General features: G+C 70.3%; 12 protein-coding genes. 3 read left to right on the plus strand and 9 right to left on the minus strand.

The window, feature by feature from the left end; all coding sequences use genetic code 11:
• Positions 1 to 4: 4 nt before the first annotated feature.
• The 5 genes from typA to ACZCAH_RS11700 all read right to left on the minus strand — a co-directional run bounded on the left by typA (position 5) and on the right by ACZCAH_RS11700 (position 7,779).
• On the minus strand, positions 5 to 1,927 hold the full coding sequence (gene typA / locus ACZCAH_RS11680; protein WP_464341237.1) for a translational GTPase TypA: 1,923 nt from the start codon (positions 1,925 to 1,927) through the stop codon (positions 5 to 7).
• Between the two features lie 314 nt (positions 1,928 to 2,241).
• Positions 2,242 to 4,116 carry an ABC transporter ATP-binding protein gene (locus tag ACZCAH_RS11685; protein WP_464341238.1) on the minus strand — a complete coding sequence of 625 codons (1,875 nt, stop codon included), beginning with the start codon at positions 4,114 to 4,116 and terminating at the stop codon, positions 2,242 to 2,244.
• Positions 4,113 to 5,069, minus strand: a complete 957-nt coding sequence (locus ACZCAH_RS11690; protein ID WP_464341239.1) for an ABC transporter permease — start codon at positions 5,067 to 5,069, stop codon at positions 4,113 to 4,115. The genes ACZCAH_RS11685 and ACZCAH_RS11690 overlap by 4 nt, the downstream gene beginning before the upstream one ends.
• The gene (locus tag ACZCAH_RS11695) at positions 5,059 to 5,988 is read right to left on the minus strand and encodes an ABC transporter permease (RefSeq protein WP_464341240.1); all 930 of its coding nucleotides are present in this window, start codon (positions 5,986 to 5,988) and stop codon (positions 5,059 to 5,061) included. Before ACZCAH_RS11695 ends, ACZCAH_RS11690 begins: the two co-directional genes overlap by 11 nt.
• Positions 5,989 to 6,114: 126 nt before the next feature.
• Entirely contained in the window at positions 6,115 to 7,779 is a 1,665-nt protein-coding gene (locus ACZCAH_RS11700; RefSeq protein WP_464341241.1) for a peptide ABC transporter substrate-binding protein, read from the minus strand.
• Between the two features lie 180 nt (positions 7,780 to 7,959).
• Here ACZCAH_RS11700 and pgi point away from each other — a divergent pair, with 180 nt between their 5' ends.
• Positions 7,960 to 9,684, plus strand: coding sequence for a glucose-6-phosphate isomerase (pgi, locus tag ACZCAH_RS11705; RefSeq protein ID WP_464341242.1), 1,725 nt, complete (start codon positions 7,960 to 7,962; stop codon positions 9,682 to 9,684).
• Positions 9,685 to 9,758: 74 nt separating this feature from the next.
• On the opposite strand, the gene ACZCAH_RS11710 is transcribed toward pgi, so the two are convergent.
• Positions 9,759 to 11,177: an MFS transporter gene (locus ACZCAH_RS11710; protein ID WP_464341243.1), complete on the minus strand. Its 1,419-nt coding sequence runs from the start codon at positions 11,175 to 11,177 to the stop codon at positions 9,759 to 9,761.
• 218 nt (positions 11,178 to 11,395) lie between these two features.
• On the opposite strand from ACZCAH_RS11710, the gene ACZCAH_RS11715 reads away from it, so the two are divergent.
• Both ACZCAH_RS11715 and ACZCAH_RS11720 read left to right on the plus strand, forming a co-directional pair.
• A complete protein-coding gene (locus ACZCAH_RS11715; protein WP_464341244.1) occupies positions 11,396 to 12,970 on the plus strand; it encodes a flotillin family protein in 1,575 nt (524 codons plus the stop codon).
• Between the two features lie 226 nt (positions 12,971 to 13,196).
• Positions 13,197 to 14,225: an ATP-dependent 6-phosphofructokinase gene (locus ACZCAH_RS11720; RefSeq protein WP_464341245.1), complete on the plus strand. Its 1,029-nt coding sequence runs from the start codon at positions 13,197 to 13,199 to the stop codon at positions 14,223 to 14,225.
• Positions 14,226 to 14,230: 5 nt separating this feature from the next.
• Here the strand turns inward: ACZCAH_RS11720 and ACZCAH_RS11725 are convergent, their stop codons facing one another.
• The 3 genes from ACZCAH_RS11725 to dnaE are packed head-to-tail and all read right to left on the minus strand — an operon-like array spanning position 14,231 to position 19,983.
• Positions 14,231 to 15,421 carry an acyl-CoA dehydrogenase family protein gene (locus ACZCAH_RS11725; RefSeq protein ID WP_464341246.1) on the minus strand — a complete coding sequence of 397 codons (1,191 nt, stop codon included), beginning with the start codon at positions 15,419 to 15,421 and terminating at the stop codon, positions 14,231 to 14,233.
• 54 nt (positions 15,422 to 15,475) lie between these two features.
• Positions 15,476 to 16,390 carry an endonuclease/exonuclease/phosphatase family protein gene (locus tag ACZCAH_RS11730; RefSeq protein ID WP_464341247.1) on the minus strand — a complete coding sequence of 305 codons (915 nt, stop codon included), beginning with the start codon at positions 16,388 to 16,390 and terminating at the stop codon, positions 15,476 to 15,478.
• A 20-nt stretch (positions 16,391 to 16,410) separates the two neighbouring features.
• A complete protein-coding gene (gene dnaE / locus ACZCAH_RS11735) occupies positions 16,411 to 19,983 on the minus strand; it encodes a DNA polymerase III subunit alpha (protein ID WP_464341248.1) in 3,573 nt (1,190 codons plus the stop codon).
• Positions 19,984 to 20,044 lie beyond the last annotated feature (61 nt).

Genomic DNA, 20,044 nt, shown 5'->3' on the forward strand with positions numbered 1-20,044 from the left:
CGGATCACTGGACCGAACGCGCCCGGGAGACGGCGCGACGACGCTCGGTGGGATCGAGGATCACCTTGCGGATGCGGACGATCTCGGGGGTGACCTCGACGCACTCGTCCTCGCCTGCGAACTCGAGGGACTCCTCGAGGGTGAGCCTGCGCGGCGGCACCAGGTTCTCGAAGCTGTCCGCGCTCGCGGCGCGCATGTTGGTCAGCTTCTTCTCCTTGGTGATGTTCACGTCCATGTCCTCGTTGCGGGAGTTCTCCCCGACGATCTGGCCGGCGTACACCTCGGAGGTGGGCTCGACGAAGAAGCTGCCGCGCTCCTGGAGGTTGATCATCGCGTACGGCGTCACGGCGCCGGGGCGGTCCGCGACGAGGGACCCGGTGTTGCGGAACTCGATGTCGCCCATCCACGGCTCGAAGCCGTCGGCGTAGGACGAGGCGATGCCGTTGCCGCGGGTCTCGGTCATGAAGCGGGTGCGGAAGCCGATCAGGCCGCGGGAGGGCACGGTGAACTCCATGCGCACCCAGCCGGAGCCGTGGTTGCTCATGGTCTCCATGCGGCCCTTGCGCGAGGCCATCAGCTGGGTGACGGTGCCGAGGTACTCCTCGGGCACGTCGATGGTCATCCGCTCGACGGGCTCGTGGGTCTTCCCGTCGATGGTGCGGGTGAGCACCTTGGGCTTGCCGACGGTGAGCTCGAAGCCCTCGCGGCGCATCTGCTCGACGAGGATCGACAGGGCCAGCTCACCGCGGCCCTGAACCTCCCAGGCGTCGGGGCGCTCGGTCGGGAGCACCTTGAGGGACACGTTGCCCACCAGCTCGGAATCGAGGCGATCCTTCACCTGGCGAGCGGTGAGCTTGTGGCCCTTGCCGTTCTTGCCGGCGATCGGCGAGGTGTTGATGCCGATGGTCATGGAGATCGCCGGGTCGTCGATCGCGATGAGCGGCAGCGGACGCGGGTCGGAGACGTCGGTGAGGGTCTCGCCGATCATGATCTCCGGGATGCCGGCGACCGCGACGATGTCGCCCGGGCGGGCGGAGCGGGTCATCGGCTCGCGCGAGAGGCCCTTGGTCTCGAGCAGCTCGGTGATCTTGACGGTCTTCGTGGCGCCGTCCTGGGTGCACCAGGCGACCTGCTGGCCCTTGGTGAGCTCGCCGTTCTTGATGCGCAGCAGCGCGAGGCGGCCCAGGAACGGGGAGGCGTCGAGGTTGGTGACGTGGGCCTGGAGCGGCATCTCGTCATCGAAGGCCGGCGCGGGGATCTTCTCGAGGATGGTCCTGAACAGCGCCTCGACCGTCTCCTCCTCCGGCAGGGTGCCGTCGGCGGGCTTGTCGAGGGAGGCGCGACCGGCCTTGCCGGAGGCATAGACGACGGGCACGTCGAGGACGGCGTCGAGGTCGATGTCCTCGACCTCGTCGGCGAGATCCGAAGCGAGGCCCAGCAGCAGGTCGGTGGCCTCGCCGACGACCTCGTCGATGCGCGCGTCGGGGCGGTCGACCTTGTTGACCACGAGGATCACGGGCAGCTTCGCGGCGAGCGCCTTGCGCAGCACGAAGCGGGTCTGCGGGAGCGGGCCCTCCGAGGAGTCGACCAGCAGCACGACCCCGTCGACCATGGACAGGCCGCGCTCGACCTCGCCGCCGAAGTCGGCGTGGCCGGGGGTGTCGATCACGTTGATGGTGATGCCGTCGGGCTCCCCGATCGCCGCGGCGGAGGGGCCCGTGTACCGGATCGCCGTGTTCTTGGCGAGGATCGTGATGCCCTTCTCGCGCTCGAGCTCACCGGAGTCCATCGCCCGCTCGTCGTGCTTGTCGCGCTCCCCGAAGGCGCCGCCCTGGGTGAGCATGGCGTCCACGAGGGTGGTCTTGCCGTGGTCGACGTGGGCGACGATGGCGACGTTTCGCAGGTCGTTGCGGTGCTGGATGGTCATACGCAGGTGCTCGTTTCAGATAGCGCGGCGGGGCGTGGACCGAGCAGCGCCCGGTCGCACGGTGGTGCGACCCGCTCCAGGGCCGCGCCGAGTCTATCGGCCCGCGCCGCCTGCGCACCGGCGGGCGGATGAGAGGTTCGACGCGGTGCGCGCCGATCCGCCGCCCGCTCCGACGGGCGGCCGACGGGTCGGCCCGGGGTCCGACGGGGCGGCGAGACGCTGGAGGCCGGGGAGGCCGCCGCATGCGGCGCCCTCCCCGGCCTCACCTCGGCCCCCGCCGTGCGGCGGGGCTGGCGATCACCCGGGATCGACGATCAGACGTGACCGGCCTGCGCGAAGGGATCGATGACGTCGTCGGGCCCGTCGCCGCCGGTCGCATCGCCCTCGTCGACCGGTGCCGCCCCGGCCTCGACGTCGATGGTCTCCGCGCCCGCGAGCGGGATCGACCCGCCGGGAATCGCGGCGAGGAGGCGCTTGGTGTACTCCTGCTGCGGCGAGTGGAACACCTCGTCGGTGGTGCCCTGCTCGACGACCCGGCCCTTCTCCATCACCAGGGTGCGGTCGGCGATCTGCCGCACCACGGCGAGGTCGTGGGTGATGAACAGGTAGCTGAGACCCAGCTCGGCCTGCAGGTCGTTGAGCAGCTCGAGGACCTGGGCCTGCACGAGCACGTCGAGGGCCGAGACGGCCTCGTCGCAGATGACGACCTCGGGGTCCAGGGCCAGAGCGCGCGCGATCGCGATGCGCTGGCGCTGGCCGCCGGAGAGCTCGTTGGGATAGCGCTGCATCATCGCGGCGGGCAGCGAGACCTTGTCCAGCAGGTCGCGGACCTTCGCCTCCCGGGACTTCGCGTTCCCGATGCCGTGCAGGCGCAGCGGCTCCTCGATCGTGCGGTAGATCGAGTACATCGGGTCGAGGGTGCCGTACGGGTTCTGGAAGATCGGCTGCACCCGACGGCGCAGCGTCTTCTGGGCCCGACCCTTGATGGTGGTGATGTCCTGGCCCTCGAAGAGGACTCGGCCCGAGGTGGGCTCGAGCAGCTTCAGCACCATCTGGGCGACGGTCGACTTGCCCGAGCCGGACTCGCCGACGATCGCGGTGGTGGTGCCGCGCTCGAGGGCGAAGGAGACGTCGTCCACCGCGCGGAAGGGCGTGGTCTTCCACGGCACGCTGCCGCGGATCGGGAACTCCTTGGTGAGCTTCTGGACCTCGATGACCGCCGTCGGGTCCGGCTCGGAGTACCCGAACTCGGGCGAGAACTCGCCCGCGCCGCCGGTCGCGGCGGGCACGCCATCGAGGGGAGTGCCCTCGTGGGCGAGCTCCTGGGCGTGCTCCTGGGCGGCCTCGCGCACCTCGAGCCGCTTGGCCGCGGAGACCAGCCGGCGCGAGGCCAGCGAGGGCGCCGAGGCGATGAGCCGCTTCGTGTACGGGTGCTGCGGGGACTGCAGCAGCTCGAGCGCCGGACCGGACTCGACGACCTGTCCCTTGTACATCACCACGAGGTGCTGGGCGCGCTCGGCGGCGAGGCCCAGGTCGTGCGTGATCAGCAGCACCGCGACCCCGAGCTCCCCGGTGAGGTGGTCGAGGTGGTCGAGGATCTGCTGCTGGACGGTGACGTCCAGGGCGCTGGTCGGCTCGTCGGCGATGAGCAGCTTGGGTCGGGCGGCGAGGCCCATCGCGATCAGCGCACGCTGCTTCATGCCGCCGGAGAACTCGTGGGGGTACTGACCGGAGCGGCGCTCCGCATCCGGCAGCCCCGCCTCCTCCAGCAGCTCCACGGTGCGCCGCTTCGCCTCGGCCCCGGAGGCCACGCCGTTGGCGGCGAGGGCCTCCTGGATCTGGGTGCCGACCTTCCACATGGGGTTGAGGTTGCTCATCGGGTCCTGCGGGACCAGGCCCACCTGGTCACCGCGGAGCGCCCGGATCTCCTTCTCGGAGGCGTGCGTGATGTCGCGCCCCTCGAAGATCACCTGGCCGCCGGTGATGCGGCCGTTCTTGGGCAGCAGGTGGGCGATGCTCATGGCGGTGGTGGACTTGCCCGATCCGGACTCGCCGACGATCGCGACGGTCTCCCCGGGATACACCTCGAGGTTCGCCATGCGCACACCCATCACCGGTCCGGTGGAGGTGGTGAAGGTGATCTCGAGATCGCGGATCTCGAGCAGGGGCTGGTTCGCGGTCGCGGTCATCGCTTCCTCGCCTTCGGGTCCAGGGCGTCGCGCACGGCGTCGCCGAGCATGATGAAGCTCAGCACGGTGATCGCGAGCGCCATGGACGGGTAGAACAGCATCATCGGCTGGGTGCGCAGCGCGTTCTGCGCGGAGGAGATGTCACGACCCCAGGACACCGAGCTCGAGGGCAGGCCCACGCCGAGGAAGGACAGCGTCGCTTCGGCGACGATGAAGACGCCGAGGTTCACCGTGGCGGTGACGATCACCGGCGCGATCGCGTTGGGGATGACGTGCTTGAGCAGCACCGTCCCCTTCGAGGCGCCGAGCGCGGTGGAGGCGGTGACGAAGTCCTGCGCCTTGGTGGAGATCACCGAGCCGCGCATGATGCGGGCCACGTTGGTCCAGCCGAAGATGCTCAGCACCAGCACCACGGTCCACATGTTCATCTCCCCCAGTCGGGTGGCGATGACGATCGCGCCGAGGATCATCGGGATCGCGAAGAAGACGTCGGTGACGCGGGAGATGACCTCGTCGAACCAGCCGCCGAGGTAGCCGGCCAGCGCTCCGATGGTGCCGCCGATCAGGGTCGAGCCGATCATGGTGAAGAAGCCGATCAGCACCGAGGTGCGCGTGCCCCAGACGGTGCGGGCGAGGATGTCGTAGCCCTGCACGGTGGTGCCGAAGACGTGCTCGCCGCTCGGCGGCTTCGAGCCCTGGCTGATGTCGCCGTAGCGCGGGTCCTGGGAGGTGAAGACCCCGGGGAACAGTGCCACGAAGAGCACGAACAGGATCAGCAGCGCGGAGAGCACGAACACGGGGTTGCGGACCAGGTTGTGCCCGGCCTCGGCCCACAGCGAGCGGGGCGAGCTGCTGGTGTCGGCGGCGTCGACGGCCTGCAGCGGGGTCTCGTCGATCGGGGCGACCCAGTGCTCGGCACGGGGGCGACGGGGGGTCTGAGCATCACTTCGCATAGCGGATCCTCGGGTCGAGCACGGCGTAGAGCAGGTCCACGATGAGGTTGGACAGCAGGAAGATGATCACCAGCAGCGTCACGAGCGCCACGATCATCGGCGCCTCGCCGTCGTTGATCGAGCGGAACAGCAGGGTCCCCACTCCGGGGATGTTGAAGATTCGCTCGGTGACGATGGCCCCGCCCATGAGCGCGCCGAGGTCCGCACCGATGAAGGTCACCACCGGGATGAGCGAGTTGCGCAGGATGTGCTTGGAGACGACGCCGCCGCGGGAGAGGCCCTTCGCGGTGGCGGTGCGCACGTGGTCCGCGGTGGCGGTCTCGGCGATCGAGGTGCGGGTCAGCCGCAGCACGTAGGCGAAGGAGACCGCGCCCAGCACGGCGCCGGGCAGCAGCAGGTTCTGGAAGCTGGGGTCGCGGCCCACGTTGATCTCGGCGACGCCGAGCTGCACGCCGAGCACGAACTGCGCGACGAAGCCGATCACGAAGGTCGGCACCGCGATCAGGGTCAGCGAGACCAGCAGCAGCGTCGTGTCGATCCAGGTGCCCTTGCGGAGACCGGAGATGACGCCCGCGACGATGCCGAAAGCCGCCTCGATGACCACGGCGATCAGCGCGAGCTTGATCGTGGTCGGGAAGGCGGCGGCGATCTGGTCGATCAGCGGGCGGCCGTTGAAGCCGATGCCGAGGTCGAAGGTGAGCACGTTGCCCAGGAAGATCAGCCACTGCACGATCACCGGCTTGTCGAGGTTGTACTGCTCGCGCAGCTGCTGCTCGACCGCCGGGGAGATGGGCTTGTCACCGGCGAGGGTGAGGATCGGATCGCCGGACGCCGCGAAGGCGAGCAGGTACACGATCAGTGTGGCGCCGAGGAAGACGGGGATCATCTGCAGCAGGCGCCGCCCGATGTACCAGAGCACGTCGTTCCCTTTCGATGGAGGAGAGGGGCCCGTGGGCCCGCGGGGCGGTCCCGGCCGGAGCCGGGCACGGAACAGCGGGAACCGGAGTGCTCCGGTTCCCGCTGTTCCGTGGGGAAGGTCAGCGGATCACTTGGTGATCTCGTGGTACAGCGGGACGGTGTCCCAGCCGTACTCGACGTTCGACACCAGGGTCGAGTATCCGCCGATCGTGTTCTGGTACCACAGCGGCACGACGGGGAGGTCGCGCATCAGCAGGGCCTCCGCCTCCTTCCACAGGGCGATCGCCTCGTCCTCGGTGGCGGCGGCGAGGCCGTCGCTCAGCAGCTGGTCGAACTCGGTGTTCTTGTAGTCGCCGTCGTTGCTGCCGTTGCCGTCCGCCGCGGCGGTGCCGTACAGCGGGCCGAGGAAGTTGTAGGCCGACGGGTAGTCCGCCTGCCAGCCCGAGCGCCAGGTGCCGCGCAGCTCACGGGCGCGGATCTGCTCGCGCATCTCGCCGAAGGCCGGGAACGGGGTGGGGTTCGCCTCGATGCCCAGGGTGTTGGCCAGCGAGTTGCACACCGCCTCGACCCACTCGGCGTGGGGGCCGTCCGCGTTGTAGGCGAGGGTCAGGGGGCCCGCGAAGGGGGTGATCGCCTCGGCCTCGTCCCAGAGGCGCTTGGCCTCCGCGGCGTCGAACTGCAGCACCTCGGACCCGGGGATGTCGGTCGCGCCGCCGCCGGGGATGACCGGGGAGACGAAGTCCGTCGCGGGGGTGCGGGTGGTGTAGAAGAGGCTGTCGCAGATGGCCTGCCGGTCGATCGCGCGGGAGATCGCCTGGCGGCGCAGCAGCCCGGCCTCGCCCTCGAAGTTCGGGTCGTAACCCGGGAGGGTGATCGACTGGAAGACGGCGCCCGGATCGTTCACGGCGCGGTCGCCGAGCTCGTCGGCGAAGGTGGCCAGCGCCGAGTTCGGCAGCTGGTCGACCACGTCGACGTTGTCGGAGAGCAGGTCGTTGTACATGGTCTCGGGGTCCGCGTACACGGTGAAGGTGATGCCGGCGTTCTGCGGGGCGCGGGGACCGTCGTAGGCCGGGTTCGGCACCAGCACGAGCTCCTGGTCGTGGCTCCACGACTCGAGCATGTACGGGCCGTTGGCCAGCGGGGCCTCGCCGTACGCCTCGATGTCGTCGAACGCCACGGGAGGCAGCGGCATGTAGGCCGAGTAGCCCAGGCGGGTCGGGAAGTCCGACTGCGCCGAGACGAGGCGCACCGTGAAGGTGGTGTCGTCGACGACCTCGAGGCCGGAGAGAGTGGCATCGGCCGCGACGCCCTCGGCGGAGAGATCGGCGTAGCCCTCGATGGGCTCGAAGAAGTACTGGCCGAGCTGGGCGTTGGCGGCGTTGGCGCCGAAGTTCCAGGCGCTCACGAAGTCCTGCGCGGTGACCGGGGTGGAGCCGTCGGAGTAGGTCAGGCCGGACCGGATCTTGATGGTCCAGTTCTGGTTGTCCTCGGACTCGATCGACTCGGCGAGGTCGTTCTCGGCGGTGCCGTCGGCGGTGTAGTACACCAGGCCGGCGAAGATGGTGGTGATGATGCGCCCGCCGCCGACCTCACCGGTGTTGGTGGGGATGAGCGGGTTCTCGGGCTCGGTGGTGTTCGCGTAGATCGGCTCGCCGGTGCCGCCGCCGGCACCGCCGTCGCTGCCGGAACCGGAACCGGACCCGCCGTCACCGTCGCCGCAGGCGGCGAGGGTGACCGCGGCGGCGCCGCCGATGGCGCTGCCGAGCAGGATGTTACGTCGCGAAATGGCCATGGGGTCTCCTGGATGGCTCGTTCTGTTCTCGTCGCGCCTCTGGGTGCGCGGCGCACCCCCCAGTGTGCACCAGGTCATGTCAACCGCAGTCCACCTGTCGGTAACGCTTCGGTCTCGTACCGTTCGAGGTCAGGACGGGCGGGAACCCCTTTCCCCCGCCCCACGGTGTTCAATGGCGGCATGACCGAGTCGAGCACCGCTTCCTCCCCCTCCACCCCCTCAGCCCCCTCCGTCGAGCCCGTGGACCCCACGACCACCGCCGCCTGGGACGCCCTCGAGGCCCACGACCTCGAGCGCTCCGGGTCGCTGCGGGAGATGTTCGCCGCCGATCCGCAGCGCGCGGAGCGCCTGAGCTTCTCCGCGGCGGACCTGCACGTGGACCTGTCCAAGAACGTGATCACCGACCGCACCATCGAGCTCCTGCTCCAGCTCTCCCGCGAGGTCGGCGTCGAGGAGCGTCGCGACGCCATGTTCGCCGGCGCTCACATCAACACCACAGAGGACCGTGCCGTGCTGCACACGGCGCTGCGCCGCCCCGAGGACGCCTCCCCCGCTCTCGAGGTCGACGGACAGCAGATCGACGCGGATGTCCACGAGACCCTCCGCCGCGTCTACGAGTTCGCGGACTCGGTGCGCTCGGGCGAGTGGACCGGCGTGACCGGCAAGCGCATCGAGACCGTCGTCAACATCGGCATCGGCGGCAGCGACCTCGGCCCGGTGATGATCTACGAGGCGCTGAAGCCGCTCGCGCAGGACGGCCTCACCGCCCGCTTCCTCTCGAACATCGACCCCACCGACGCCTACGAGACGACGCGGGATCTCGACCCCGAGACCACCCTGGTCATCGTCGCGAGCAAGACCTTCACGACCCTCGAGACCCTCACCAACGCGCGCCTCGTGCGCGACTGGCTGCTGACGGGCCTGCGCGAGGGTGCGGGCCTGACCGCCGAGCAGGAGGCGGAAGCCGTCGCGAAGCACTTCGTGGCCGTCTCCACCGCGCTCGACAAGGTGGCCGAGTTCGGCATCGACCCCGAGAACGCCTTCGGCTTCTGGAACTGGGTGGGCGGCCGCTACAGCGTCGACTCGGCGATCGGCACCGTGCTCGCGACCGTGCTCGGGCCGGACGTCTTCGAAGAGCTGCTGGCCGGCTTCCATGCGATGGACGAGCACTTCGCGACCGCCCCGGCGGCATCCAACGTGCCGCTGCTCATGGGCCTGCTGAACGTGTGGAACGTGAACTTCCAGGAGGCGGAGACCCACGCGGTCCTCCCCTACTCCCAGTACCTCCACCGCTTCCCCGCCTACCTGCAGCAGCTGACCATGGAGTCCAACGGCAAGTCGGTGCGCTGGGACGGCTCCCTCGCCACGACGGAGACCGGCGAGGTGTTCTGGGGCGAGCCCGGCACCAACGGCCAGCACGCCTTCTACCAGCTGATCCACCAGGGCACCCGCACCATCCCCGCGGACTTCATCGCCTTCGCCACCCCCAACCACGCCCTGCGCGACGGCGACCAGGACGTCCACGAGCTGTTCCTGGCGAACTTCTTCGCGCAGACCAAGGCGCTGGCCTTCGGCAAGACCGCCGAGGAGGTCCGCGCGGAGGGCACCGAGGGCTCCCTCGTCCCCGCCCGCGAGTTCTCGGGCGACCGCCCGACCACCTCGATCATGGCGCCGCAGCTGACCCCGTCGGTGCTGGGTCAGCTGATCGCGCTGTACGAGCACATCACCTTCGTGCAGGGCGCCGTGTGGGGCATCAACTCCTTCGACCAGTGGGGCGTCGAGCTCGGCAAGCAGCTGGCCAAGGATCTCGCCGGCGCCGTCGCGGGCGATGAGGCGGCGATCGCCGCGGAGGACTCCTCGACCTCGGCGCTGATCCGCTACTACCGCGCGCACCGCGAGGGCTGACGGGCCCCTCCCCCGGGAGTCCCCGGGTCGCGTCCGCCACGGACACGACCCGGGGGCGCCCCCGTCGGGTCAGATCACGCCAGGTAGTCCACGTCCCGGGTCTCGCCGCCGGCGACGAGAGCGAGGATCGTGATCACCGCGGCGAGCGCGAGGTAGCCGCCGACCAGGAGCAGCGACCCGCCCTGCGCCTGCCACAGCGCGATCATGGCGTAGGGGGCGGGGGCCGCGCCGATCACCGAGGCCAAGTTGTAGCTGACGGCGCTGCCGGTGTACCGCACGTCGGCCCGGAACATCTCGGGCAGGAACGCCGCCATCGGCCCGAAGGTGAGTCCCATGAGGGTGAAGCCGAGGATCAGCGCGGCCATCACCCCGACCGTCCCGGCGTGCACGAGCGGGTCGAGCAGCAGCCCGAACACGCCGATCCCGGCGGTCACGGCGAGCAGCAGCCGCTTGCGGCCCAGGCGATCCGCGAGCGGACCGGAGACCACGGTGAAGATCCCGAAGAAGACCACCCCGATGATCAGCATCGTGAGGAAGTCGGTGCGCTCGTAGCCGAGGCCCGGGGCGAAGCTCGCCGGGTCGAAGGCCTTGCCCGCCGCCTCCGCAGCCGCCCGGGCGGAGGCCTCGTCGGAGGCGGTGGTGCCGACCACCATCAGGAAGGCGGTCATGAGGTAGAAGAGCACGTAGGTCGCGACCATGGCGAGGGTCGCGAGCACCAGCGGCTTGGCCGCGGTGCGGAACACACGGGCGATCGGCACGGTCGCGACCCGCTCCTCGTCCAGCACCTTCTGGAAGGCCGGGGACTCCATGAGCTTCAGCCGCACCCACAGGCCCACGATCACGAGCACCGCGGAGAGCAGGAAGGGCACGCGCCAGCCCCAGGCCGTGAACTGCTCGGGGGTGAGCTGCACGCTCAGCAGCACGAACAGCAGGTTCGAGAGGATGAAGCCGAGCGGGGCGCCGAGCTGGGGGAAGGTGCCGTACAGGGCCCGCTTGCCGGGAGGGGCGTTCTCGGTGGCCAGCAGCGCCGCGCCGGACCATTCGCCGCCCAGGCCGATGCCCTGGCAGAAGCGCAGCAGCACCAGGATCGCGGGGGCGATCACGGCGAAGCCGGGCGTGGAGGCGGTGGGGAGCACGCCGATGAGGAAGGTCGCGATGCCCATCACCAGCAGGCTCGCGACGAGGGTGGTCTTGCGGCCCACCCGGTCTCCGTAGTGCCCGAAGATCAGCGAGCCGAGCGGTCGGGCCACGAAGGCGACGCCGAAGACGGCGAAGGAGCTCAGCAGCTGGTTCGCCGGGGTCTGCGTCGGGAAGAACAGGGCCGGAAAGACGAGCGAGGCGGCGGTCGCGTAGGCGTAGAAGTCGAAGAACTCGATCGTGGTGCCCACCATTGAGGCCGTGATGACGCGGCCGCGAGTGTTCGCGGGGGCGGTCGGCGGCGGGCCGGACGGATCGGTGGGGTCGGCGGGTTCGGGGGCATGCGGGTGGTTCACGACGGGCGACACTAGACCTCGATCCCACCATGCGGACCGCCAGGCCGCATCGCGAGACGTGAGCGCCGGAGATTCCGGACGCTCCCCGCCACCTCGGTGTCCTCACCGGCCACGACGACGTCTCCACCTCCGGAACGACCTCCCGCTCGGGGCCCCGTGATGGGACACTGGTCGCCGACGTGCGTGAGGGGCATGCACGAGCTCACCGAGGGGAACCCATGGAAGCCTTGATCCCAGTCGTCGGCGGGGCGGCGGTCATCCTGATCGTCCTGCTGATCCTGCTGTTCGTGCTGCTGCGCAGCTACCGCATCGCGGCGCCGAACGAGGCCCTGATCATCACCGGCCGCAGCGCCAAGACCAGCCCCACCGGGGACATCGACCTCGAGTCCGGCGGCGCCCGCGTGGTCATCGGCGGAAGGGCGATCGTCCGCCCCATCGTGGACCGCGCCTTCGTGCTCAGCCTCTCCTCGCGCCAGATCCCGGTCGAGGTCGAGGGCTACTCGATGAACGGCATCTTCCTGCGCCTGCGCGGCGTCGCCCAGGTGAAGGTGGGCGGCAACGTCGACGACGTCCGCAAGGCCTCGCAGCGCTTCCTCGACCAGCAGCAGCAGATCGACCACTACACCCAGGAGATCCTCTCGGGCACCCTGCGCGCGGTGGTCGGCACGCTGACCGTCGAGCAGATCATCCGCGACCGCGCCTCGTTCGCGAGCCAGGTGCAGGCCGAGGCCGAGCACTCGATGAACAACCAGGGTCTGGTCATCGACACCTTCCAGATCTCCGCGGTCGAGGACGACGGCTCCTACCTGCGGGACTGGGGTCGCCCGGAGGCGGCGCTCGTCGCCAAGCGCGCCGCGATCGCCGAGTCCGACGCGAACCGCGAGTCGACCCAGGCGAAGAACCTCAACCTCCAGCAGGAGGCCGAGTCGAAGCAGGCCTTCGACATCCGCAACGCCGAGATCAAGGAGGAGACGGACGCCCGTCAGGCCGTGGCCGACGCCGCCGGCCCCCTCGCCCGCGCCGCGCAGCAGCAGAAGATCATCGAGCAGGAAGAGCTCATCGCGGTCCGCAACAACGACCTGCGCGAGAAGCAGCTCATCGCCGAGGTCCACAAGCCGGCCGAGGCCAAGCGCTACGCCGAGCAGCAGGACGCGGACTCGAAGAAGTACGCCCGCGTCGCCGACTCGGAGGCGCAGCTGACCGACGAGCGCAACCGCGCCGAGGCCCGCAAGGTCTCCGCGGATGCCGAGGCGCACGCGATCGAGGCCCGCGGTCGGGCCGAGGCCGAGGTCGAGCTGCAGCGCCGCTCGAAGGACGCCGAGGCCGTGCGCCTCGAGGGTCAGGCCGAGGCCGACTCGCTGCGCGCCAAGGGCGAGGCCGAGGGTGCGGCGATCCGCGCCAAGGGCGATGCCGAGGCGGAGACCACCCGGGCCCGCGCCGAGGCGTACAAGCAGTTCAACGATGCCGCGGTGCTCGCCCAGGTGCTCGACGTGCTGCCGGCGGTCGCGAACGAGCTCGCCTCCCCCTACTCGAACATCTCCAACCTCTCGGTGTTCTCCACCGACGGCGAGGCGAAGATCGGGCAGAACATCTCGGTGGGTCTCGCCCAGGTCCTCGACATGGTCAAGTCCACGACCGGTGTCGACTTCCAGGACACCCTGCAGCGGGCCGCCGAGGGCGGTCGCTCCGTGCGCGCCCAGGCCGAGCAAGCCCAGCAGGCCGGGTCCGCGGCGGGCTCCGCCCCGGTGATCCCCACCGCACCCTCGACCGACGCCGACGACGCCCCGGAGTGACCCTCTCCCGTCGGACCGGATGACCGGAGCCGACGGACCCGACCGGCGCCCCGTCCCCGCATCGCGGGGGCTGGGCGCCGTTCTGCGTCGGCGGTCGAAAGATGCCGTTCACCTGCACGTCATGTGCTGTCCGTAGCGGGACCGAGGGCTTGGCGACGGGGCGCGGGGTGGTCCTAGAGTGGGTCGCAGCACCCCTGGTCCCGGCGAGAGAAGCGAGTCCTCCCCCATGAAGATCGGCATCCTGACCTCCGGGGGCGACTGCCCCGGGCTGAACGCCGTCATCCGCGGCATCGTGATCAAGGGGGACAAGCTGTTCGAGGACGAGTTCATCGGCTATCGCGACGGCTGGCGCGGGGTGATCGAGAACGACTGGATGACGCTCCCCCGGCGCAAGGTGCGCGGCATCGGCCGGATCGGCGGCACGATCCTCGGCACCTCCCGCGCGAACCCCTTCCACGACGGGGCCGACGGGGCGGAGGTCGTGCTGCGGCAGATGGACGAGAACGACATCGACGCGATCGTCGCGATCGGCGGGGACGGCACCCTGTTCACGGCGAACCGTCTGCACGAGGCGGGCGTGCCGGTGGTCGGTGTGCCGAAGACGGTGGACAACGACCTCGACGCGACCGACTACACCTTCGGTTTCAACACCGCGGTGGAGATCGCGACGGAGTCCCTGGACCGGCTGCGGATGACCGGCGATTCGCACCACCGCTGCATGGTCGCCGAGGTGATGGGCCGCTCGGTGGGCTGGATCGCGCTGCACTCCGGCATGGCGGCGGGCGCCCACGTGATCTGCCTGCCCGAGTTCCCGCTGACGATCGACGAGATCTGCGGCTACGTGAAGTCCGCCTTCGACCGTGGCCGGGCACCGCTCGTGGTGGTCGCCGAGGGCTTCATCCCGCAGGACGCCCCGGACGGCTTCATGGACTACGACCTCGACGAGTTCGGCCGTCCCCGCTTCGGCGGGGTCGCCGCGGCCCTCGCCCCGCTGATCGAGGAACGCCTCGGCGTGGAGGCCCGCGCGACCGTGCTCGGCCACATCCAGCGCGGCGGCGAGCCGACGGGCTACGACCGGGTGCTGGCCACCCGACTCGGCACCGCCGCCGTCGATCTCGTGCACCGCGGCGGCTTCGGGCGCATGGTGTCCCTGCGGGGCACCGCGATCGTCGACGTGCCGCTGAGCGACGCGATCGACTCCACGAAGAGGGTCCCCCAGTCCCGCTGGGACGAGGTGCAGATCCTCTTCGGCTGAGGGACTCAGCGGGCGGACCCCACCTCGCCCAGCAGGACCTTCGCGTAGGAGGCATGCACGGACTCCTCGTCGGAGGGGTGGTAGAGGCCCGCGCGGACGTCGCGCGAGAGCCGCTCGAGCTCGCTGCGGCGGAAGAAGTGGGAGCCGCCGCTGGCCCGCAGCACCTGGTCGACCGCGGCGATCGCCGCCTCGGTGGCGCGGGACTTGACGCCGGAGAAGTGCAGGAACCAGCGGGCGCCGTGGTCGACGGTGCCGGGGCCGGACTCGCCCGTGCCGAGCGCATCGAGATCGGCGGTGACCTTCTCGATCTGCAGGATCGCCCCGTCGATCCCGATCGCGGCGGCGGCGAGGCGGCGGCGGATGTCGGGGTCGTCGGCGTGGACGATGTCGCGGGTGACGGAGCGGCGGGTGGTCGCGACCTGCACGCCCACGGCGAGCGCCCGCTCCGCGATGCCGGTGTAGACCGAGGCGATGAGCAGCTCGAAGGCACCGAAGATCCCGCGTACGAGCGGATCGGGGTTCGGTCCGACGGGGGTGAGGGTGAGGACGTCCTGGGCGGCGATCGGCGCGGCGTGCAGGCGGGTGGTGCGGGACTGGGTGCCGCGCATGCCGTGGGTGTCCCAGTCGTCGAGGACCTCGACCGCGTCGGAGCGCTCGAGCAGTCCGAACACGAGGCGGGGGTCGACCTCGGTGGCATCGGCGAGGCGTCCGTGGACCACGAGCCGGTCCCACACCGGCGCGAGGGAGGTGAAGATCTTGGTCCCCGTGACGGTGTACCCGCCGTCCTCGCGGGCATCCGCGCGGGTCGAGGCGTCGAAGAGCATCGCCTCGTTGCCGGCCTCGGAGATGCCGAAGGCGAACAGGAGGTCCTCCGCGGCGCCGGCGAGGACCCGCTCCCCCGCGTCGGCGCCGACGAGATGCGCGTGCAGCGCCGCGCCGGTGACCACGAGGTGCATGTTCAGGGCGAGGGCGGTGGCCGGGGCGGCCTGGGCGAGGCGCCGCTGCACCCGGGAGGCGTCCAGCAGGCTCGCCCCGAGCCCGCCGAGCGCGGTCGGCACGAGCAACCGCAGGTAGCCGCGCTCGCGCAGGTCGGCCAGGTCCAGCTCGGGGAAGGTGTTCTCCCGGTCGTGGACCGCCGCGCGCTCGCGGAAGGTCTCGAGGAGGTCATCGGGCAGCAGGTCCTCGGCGAAGCTCATGGGCTCAACGCTAGTCCACGTCCGCCGACGTGAGCTGGGGGCGAGAGCGGGGTCTCAGCGTCGCGGGGCGAGGAGGGCGAGCACCGGGCGATGGTCGGAGGATCCGCGCGGGCCGACCCGCACCGCACGGACCTCGATTGGTCCGCGCACCCACATCGAGTCGAGGCGGCGCAGGGGCAGACGGGACGGATGGGTGGGGGCGTCCGGGGCGGGGGGACGGCCGGTCCGGGCGCCGGGGAGGCCGCCGCGGAGGACCAGCCCGATACGACGCGCCAGCGACCGGGCGACCCGGGCAGCGCGCCCGGTCCGGGTACGGCGGGCGACGCGGCCGCGCCGACGCGAGGCGGGCGGGCGGGGCTCGTCGGCCGCGCGCACGGAGGCGGCGGCCTCCTGCCAGCCGGTCGCGGCGAGGGCGGCGAGCTCGGGCGCGGCGGGGTCGGCGTTCAGGTCCCCCAACAGCACGGCGGGCACCTCGGGATCGAGCTCGTCGGTGCGTCGCACGAGCCCCTGCACCTGTGCTGTGCGGTGCCGCGGATCGGCAGGATCCAGGTGGGTGACCAGCACGTCGAGCGCGGTCCCGTCCGCTCGCCGGACCCGCGCGACGAGCACCGCGCGGGGCTCTCCCGGGGCCGCGGCGGGATGGTCGGGCAGCGGATGGTGCTGCGCCGTCTCGAGGTGATGCCGGGTCAGCAGGGCCACGCCGTAGCGGCGCGGCGGTGCGCCCACCGTCGTCGGCGGATGCTCGAGCGCGGCACCGAAGGCGACCTCCAGACCGAGCTGCGCGGCGAGCCGCGCCGCCTGGTCCTCCCCGTGGGACCGCTCGCCGAAGGCGACGTCGACCTCCTGCAGACCGATCACGTCAGCCCCGAGCGCGGCGATCTCCCGTGCCGTGCGCACGAGGTCCACGCGCCCGTCGGCCCCCAGCCCATGGCGGATGTTCCAGGTCGCGACCCTCCAGGGGGCCGCCACCGGGCCGGGTGCCGGGGACGTCACTGCAGACAGCCCGGCCCGAGCAGTGCCTTGAGGGAGGCGTACAGGGCGGCGGACGGGGTGACCGAGAGCCGCTTGTCCAGCTGCATCAGGGTGGTGCGGCCCGGCTCCTGCAGACGCAGCCGCACCTCGCTCGAGCCGGGGTTGTCCTCGAGGACGCCGCGGAGCTGCTCGGCCACCTTGTTCGTGGCGCGCAGGGCGGGCAGGGCGATGACGACGGGCCCGTCGGCCCCGCCCCCGGTCTCGGGGATCGACATCTCCATGACCCGCAGCTCGGGCATGCCCTTGGAGGTGTCGACCCGTCCCTTCATGGAGACGACCAGGTCCTCGGCGAGCTCGCCGGCGACCGTGAGATAGGTGGAGGGGAAGAGCAGGCAGTCGATCGAGCCCTCGAGGTCCTCGACCGTGGCGATCGCCCACATGTCGCCCTTCTTGGTGGTCTTGCGCTGCAGCGTCGTGACCAGGCCCGCGATCGTCACCATCTGGCCGTCCTCGACCGCGCCCTCGTCGGCGAGCGCGCTGATCGAGGTGGTCGAGTTCTGGGCGATGACGTGCTCGAGCCCGTAGAGCGGGTGGTCCGAGACGTACAGGCCCAGCATGTTCCGCTCGAAGGCGAGCTTCTGCTTGCGGTCCCACTCGGGCAGGTCCGGGATCGTGATCGTCGCGGCGGAGCCCGAGGCCATGGTCTCGCCGTCCTCCCCCACCCCGGCGAAGACGTCGGCGAAGAGGTCGTACTGGCCCTGGGCCTCCTTGCGCTTGACGTCCACGACGGAGTCGACGGCGTCCTCGTGGATCAGCACCAGGGAGCGCCGGTTGGCGCCGAGGGAGTCGAAGGCGCCACCCTTGATGAGCGACTCGATGGTGCGCTTGTTGCAGACGCTCAGCGGGACCTTGTCGAGGAAGTCGGTGAAGGAGGTGAAGGCGCCCTTCTCCTCGCGCGCCGCGATGATCTCCTCGACGACGTTCGCGCCGACGTTGCGGATCGCGGAGAGGCCGAAGCGGATGTCCTCGCCGACGGCGGAGAAGTAGAGGTCCGACTCGTTGACGTCGGGCGGGAGGACGGTGATGCCGCGGTGGCGGCAGTCGCCGAGGTAGAGACCGAGCCGGTCGCGGTTCTCCTGGGTGGAGGTCAGCAGCGCGGCCATGTACTCGGTGGGATGGTTGGCCTTGAGATAGGCGGTCCAGTAGGAGACCACGCCGTAGGCGGCCGAGTGCGACTTGTTGAACGCGTAATCGGCGAACGGCAGCAGCGTCTCCCAGAGGGCGGCGACCGCGGCGTCGGAGTAGCCGTTGGCCTTCATGCCCGCCTCGAAGGAGACGTACTGCTTGTCCAGCTCCGCCTTCTTCTTCTTGCCCATGGCGCGGCGGAGGATGTCCGCCTCGCCGAGCGAGTAGCCCGCGACCTTCTGCGCGGTCTGCATGACCTGCTCCTGGTAGACGAGCACGCCGTACGTCTCACCGAGGATCTCGGAGAGCGGCTCCTCGAGCTCCGGGTGGATCGGCGTGATCGGCTGCAGGCCGTTCTTGCGCAGCGCGTAGTTGGTGTGCGACCCCATGCCCATCGGGCCCGGGCGGTAGAGCGCGGAGACCGCGGTGATGTCGCCGAACTGGTCGGGCTTCATCTGGCGGAGCAGGGTGCGCATGCCGGAGCCGTCCAGCTGGAACACGCCGAGGGTGTCGCCGCGCTGCAGCAGCTCGTAGGTCTTCGCATCGTCGAACGGCAGGGTCTCGAGGTCCGGCGGGGTCTTCCCATTGCGGGTCATGTTCTCGACCGCGTCGGAGAGCACGGTGAGGTTCCGCAGCCCCAGGAAGTCCATCTTCAGCAGGCCGAGGGTCTCGCAGGTCGGGTACTCGAACTGCGTGATGATCTGGCCGTCGGAGGGGCGGCGCATCATCGGGATGATGTCGGTCAGCGGGTGGCTGGACATGATCACCGCGCAGGCGTGGACGCCCCAGCCGCGGGTCAGGCCCTCGACGCCCTTGGCGATGCCGACGACCTTCTGGATGTCCGGGTTCTCGTCGTGCAGGCGGCGGAACTCGGTGGCCTCCGCATAGCGCTTGTGCTCGGGGTCGAAGATCCCGTTGATCGGGATGTCCTTGCCCATGACCGCCGGGGGCAGGGCCTTGGTGATCTGGTCGCCCATCGAGAAGGGGTAGTCGAGGACGCGCGCGGCGTCCTTGAGGGAGTTCTTCGTCTTCATGACACCGTAGGTGACGACCTGCGCGACCTTGTCGTCGCCGTACTTCTGCTCGACGTAGTCGATCACCTCGCCGCGGCGGCGATCATCGAAGTCGACGTCGAAGTCGGGCATGGAGACGCGGTCGGGGTTCAGGAAGCGCTCGAAGAGCAGACCGTGCTCGATCGGGTCGAGGTCGGTGATGCGCATGGCGTAGGCGACCATCGAGCCGGCGCCTGAGCCACGGCCCGGTCCCACGCGGATCCCCTGCTCCTTGGCCCACTTGATGTAGTCGGAGACGACGAGGAAGTAGCCGGGGAAGCCCATCTGAAGGATGATCCCGACCTCGTAGTCGGCGCGCCGCTGGACCTCGTCGGGGATGCCGGAGGGGTAGCGGTAGTTCAGTCCGTCCTGCACCTGCTTGACGAACCAGGACTCCTCGTCCTCCCCGCCGGGGGTGGGGAAGTGGGGCATGTAGTTCGCGCCTTCGTTCGTGGTGGTGAACGAGACGTCGCACATCTCGGCGATGCGCAGGGTGTTGTCGCAGGCCTCGGGGAATTCTCGGAAGAGCTCCCGCATCTGCTGCGCGGACTTGAGGAAGTAGCCGGAACCGTCGAATTTGAAGCGGTCGGGGTCGTTCAGCTTCGAACCGGAGTTGATGCAGAGCAGCACATCCTGGATGGTGGCGTCCTGCTCGGTGACGTAGTGGAGGTCGTTGGTGGCGACCAGCGGCGCGCCGATCGCCGAGGCGACCTCGAGCAGACCCTTGGTGACCCGCTTCTCGATGGACAGGCCGTGGTCCATCAGCTCGATGAAGTAGTTCTCCTTGCCGAACATGTCCTGGAACTCGCCGGCGGCCTTCACGGCCTCGTCGAACTGGCCCAGGCGGAGCCGGGTCTGGACCTCGCCGGAGGGGCAACCGGTGGTGGCGATGAGGCCCGGCGCGTACTTCGCGAGAATCTCGCGGTCCATGCGGGGCCACTTGCCCATTTGCCCGTCGAGAGAGGCGGCCGACCCCAGGCGGAAGAGGTTGTGCATGCCCTCCGTCGACTTCGACAGCAGGGTCATGTGGGTGTAGGCGCCGCGCGCGGAGACGTCGTCACCCGCGGCCTGCTGCTCCTTGGTGCCCCACTGGACGCGGGTGCGGTCGTGGCGGCTCGTCCCGGGGGTCACATAGGCCTCGATGCCGATGATCGGCTTCACGCCCGCCTTGGTCGCCGCGGCGTAGAACTCGTAGGCGCCGAAGAGATAGCCGTGGTCCGTGATCGCGACCGCGCTCTGCCCGAGGTTCGCCGCCTCCGCGACCAGTTTGTCGATCTTCGCGGCCCCGTCCAGGAGCGAGTAGTCGGTGTGGACGTGGAGGTGGACGAAGTCATCGGTGCCCGCAGAAGCCATGCGCTCCAGGGTAGTCCGGACCGCCCCGCGGAGGGGTCGCCGAGAGGGGTCGGAGAGGTCA

It is taken from the genome of Brachybacterium sp. B718/18 (assembly GCF_055454375.1).

Excerpts from the sequence above, each read along its gene's own strand:
- typA (WP_464341237.1), bottom strand. The coding sequence starts at position 1,927 with ATGACCATCCAGCACCGCAACGACCTGCGAAACGTCGCCATCGTCGCC.
- ACZCAH_RS11685 (WP_464341238.1), bottom strand. The coding sequence starts at position 4,116 with ATGACCGCGACCGCGAACCAGCCCCTGCTCGAGATCCGCGATCTCGAG.
- ACZCAH_RS11690 (WP_464341239.1), bottom strand. The coding sequence starts at position 5,069 with ATGCGAAGTGATGCTCAGACCCCCCGTCGCCCCCGTGCCGAGCACTGG.
- ACZCAH_RS11700 (WP_464341241.1), bottom strand. The coding sequence starts at position 7,779 with ATGGCCATTTCGCGACGTAACATCCTGCTCGGCAGCGCCATCGGCGGC.
- pgi (WP_464341242.1), top strand. The coding sequence starts at position 7,960 with ATGACCGAGTCGAGCACCGCTTCCTCCCCCTCCACCCCCTCAGCCCCC.
- ACZCAH_RS11715 (WP_464341244.1), top strand. The coding sequence starts at position 11,396 with ATGGAAGCCTTGATCCCAGTCGTCGGCGGGGCGGCGGTCATCCTGATC.
- ACZCAH_RS11720 (WP_464341245.1), top strand. The coding sequence starts at position 13,197 with ATGAAGATCGGCATCCTGACCTCCGGGGGCGACTGCCCCGGGCTGAAC.
- ACZCAH_RS11725 (WP_464341246.1), bottom strand. The coding sequence starts at position 15,421 with ATGAGCTTCGCCGAGGACCTGCTGCCCGATGACCTCCTCGAGACCTTC.
- dnaE (WP_464341248.1), bottom strand. The coding sequence starts at position 19,983 with ATGGCTTCTGCGGGCACCGATGACTTCGTCCACCTCCACGTCCACACC.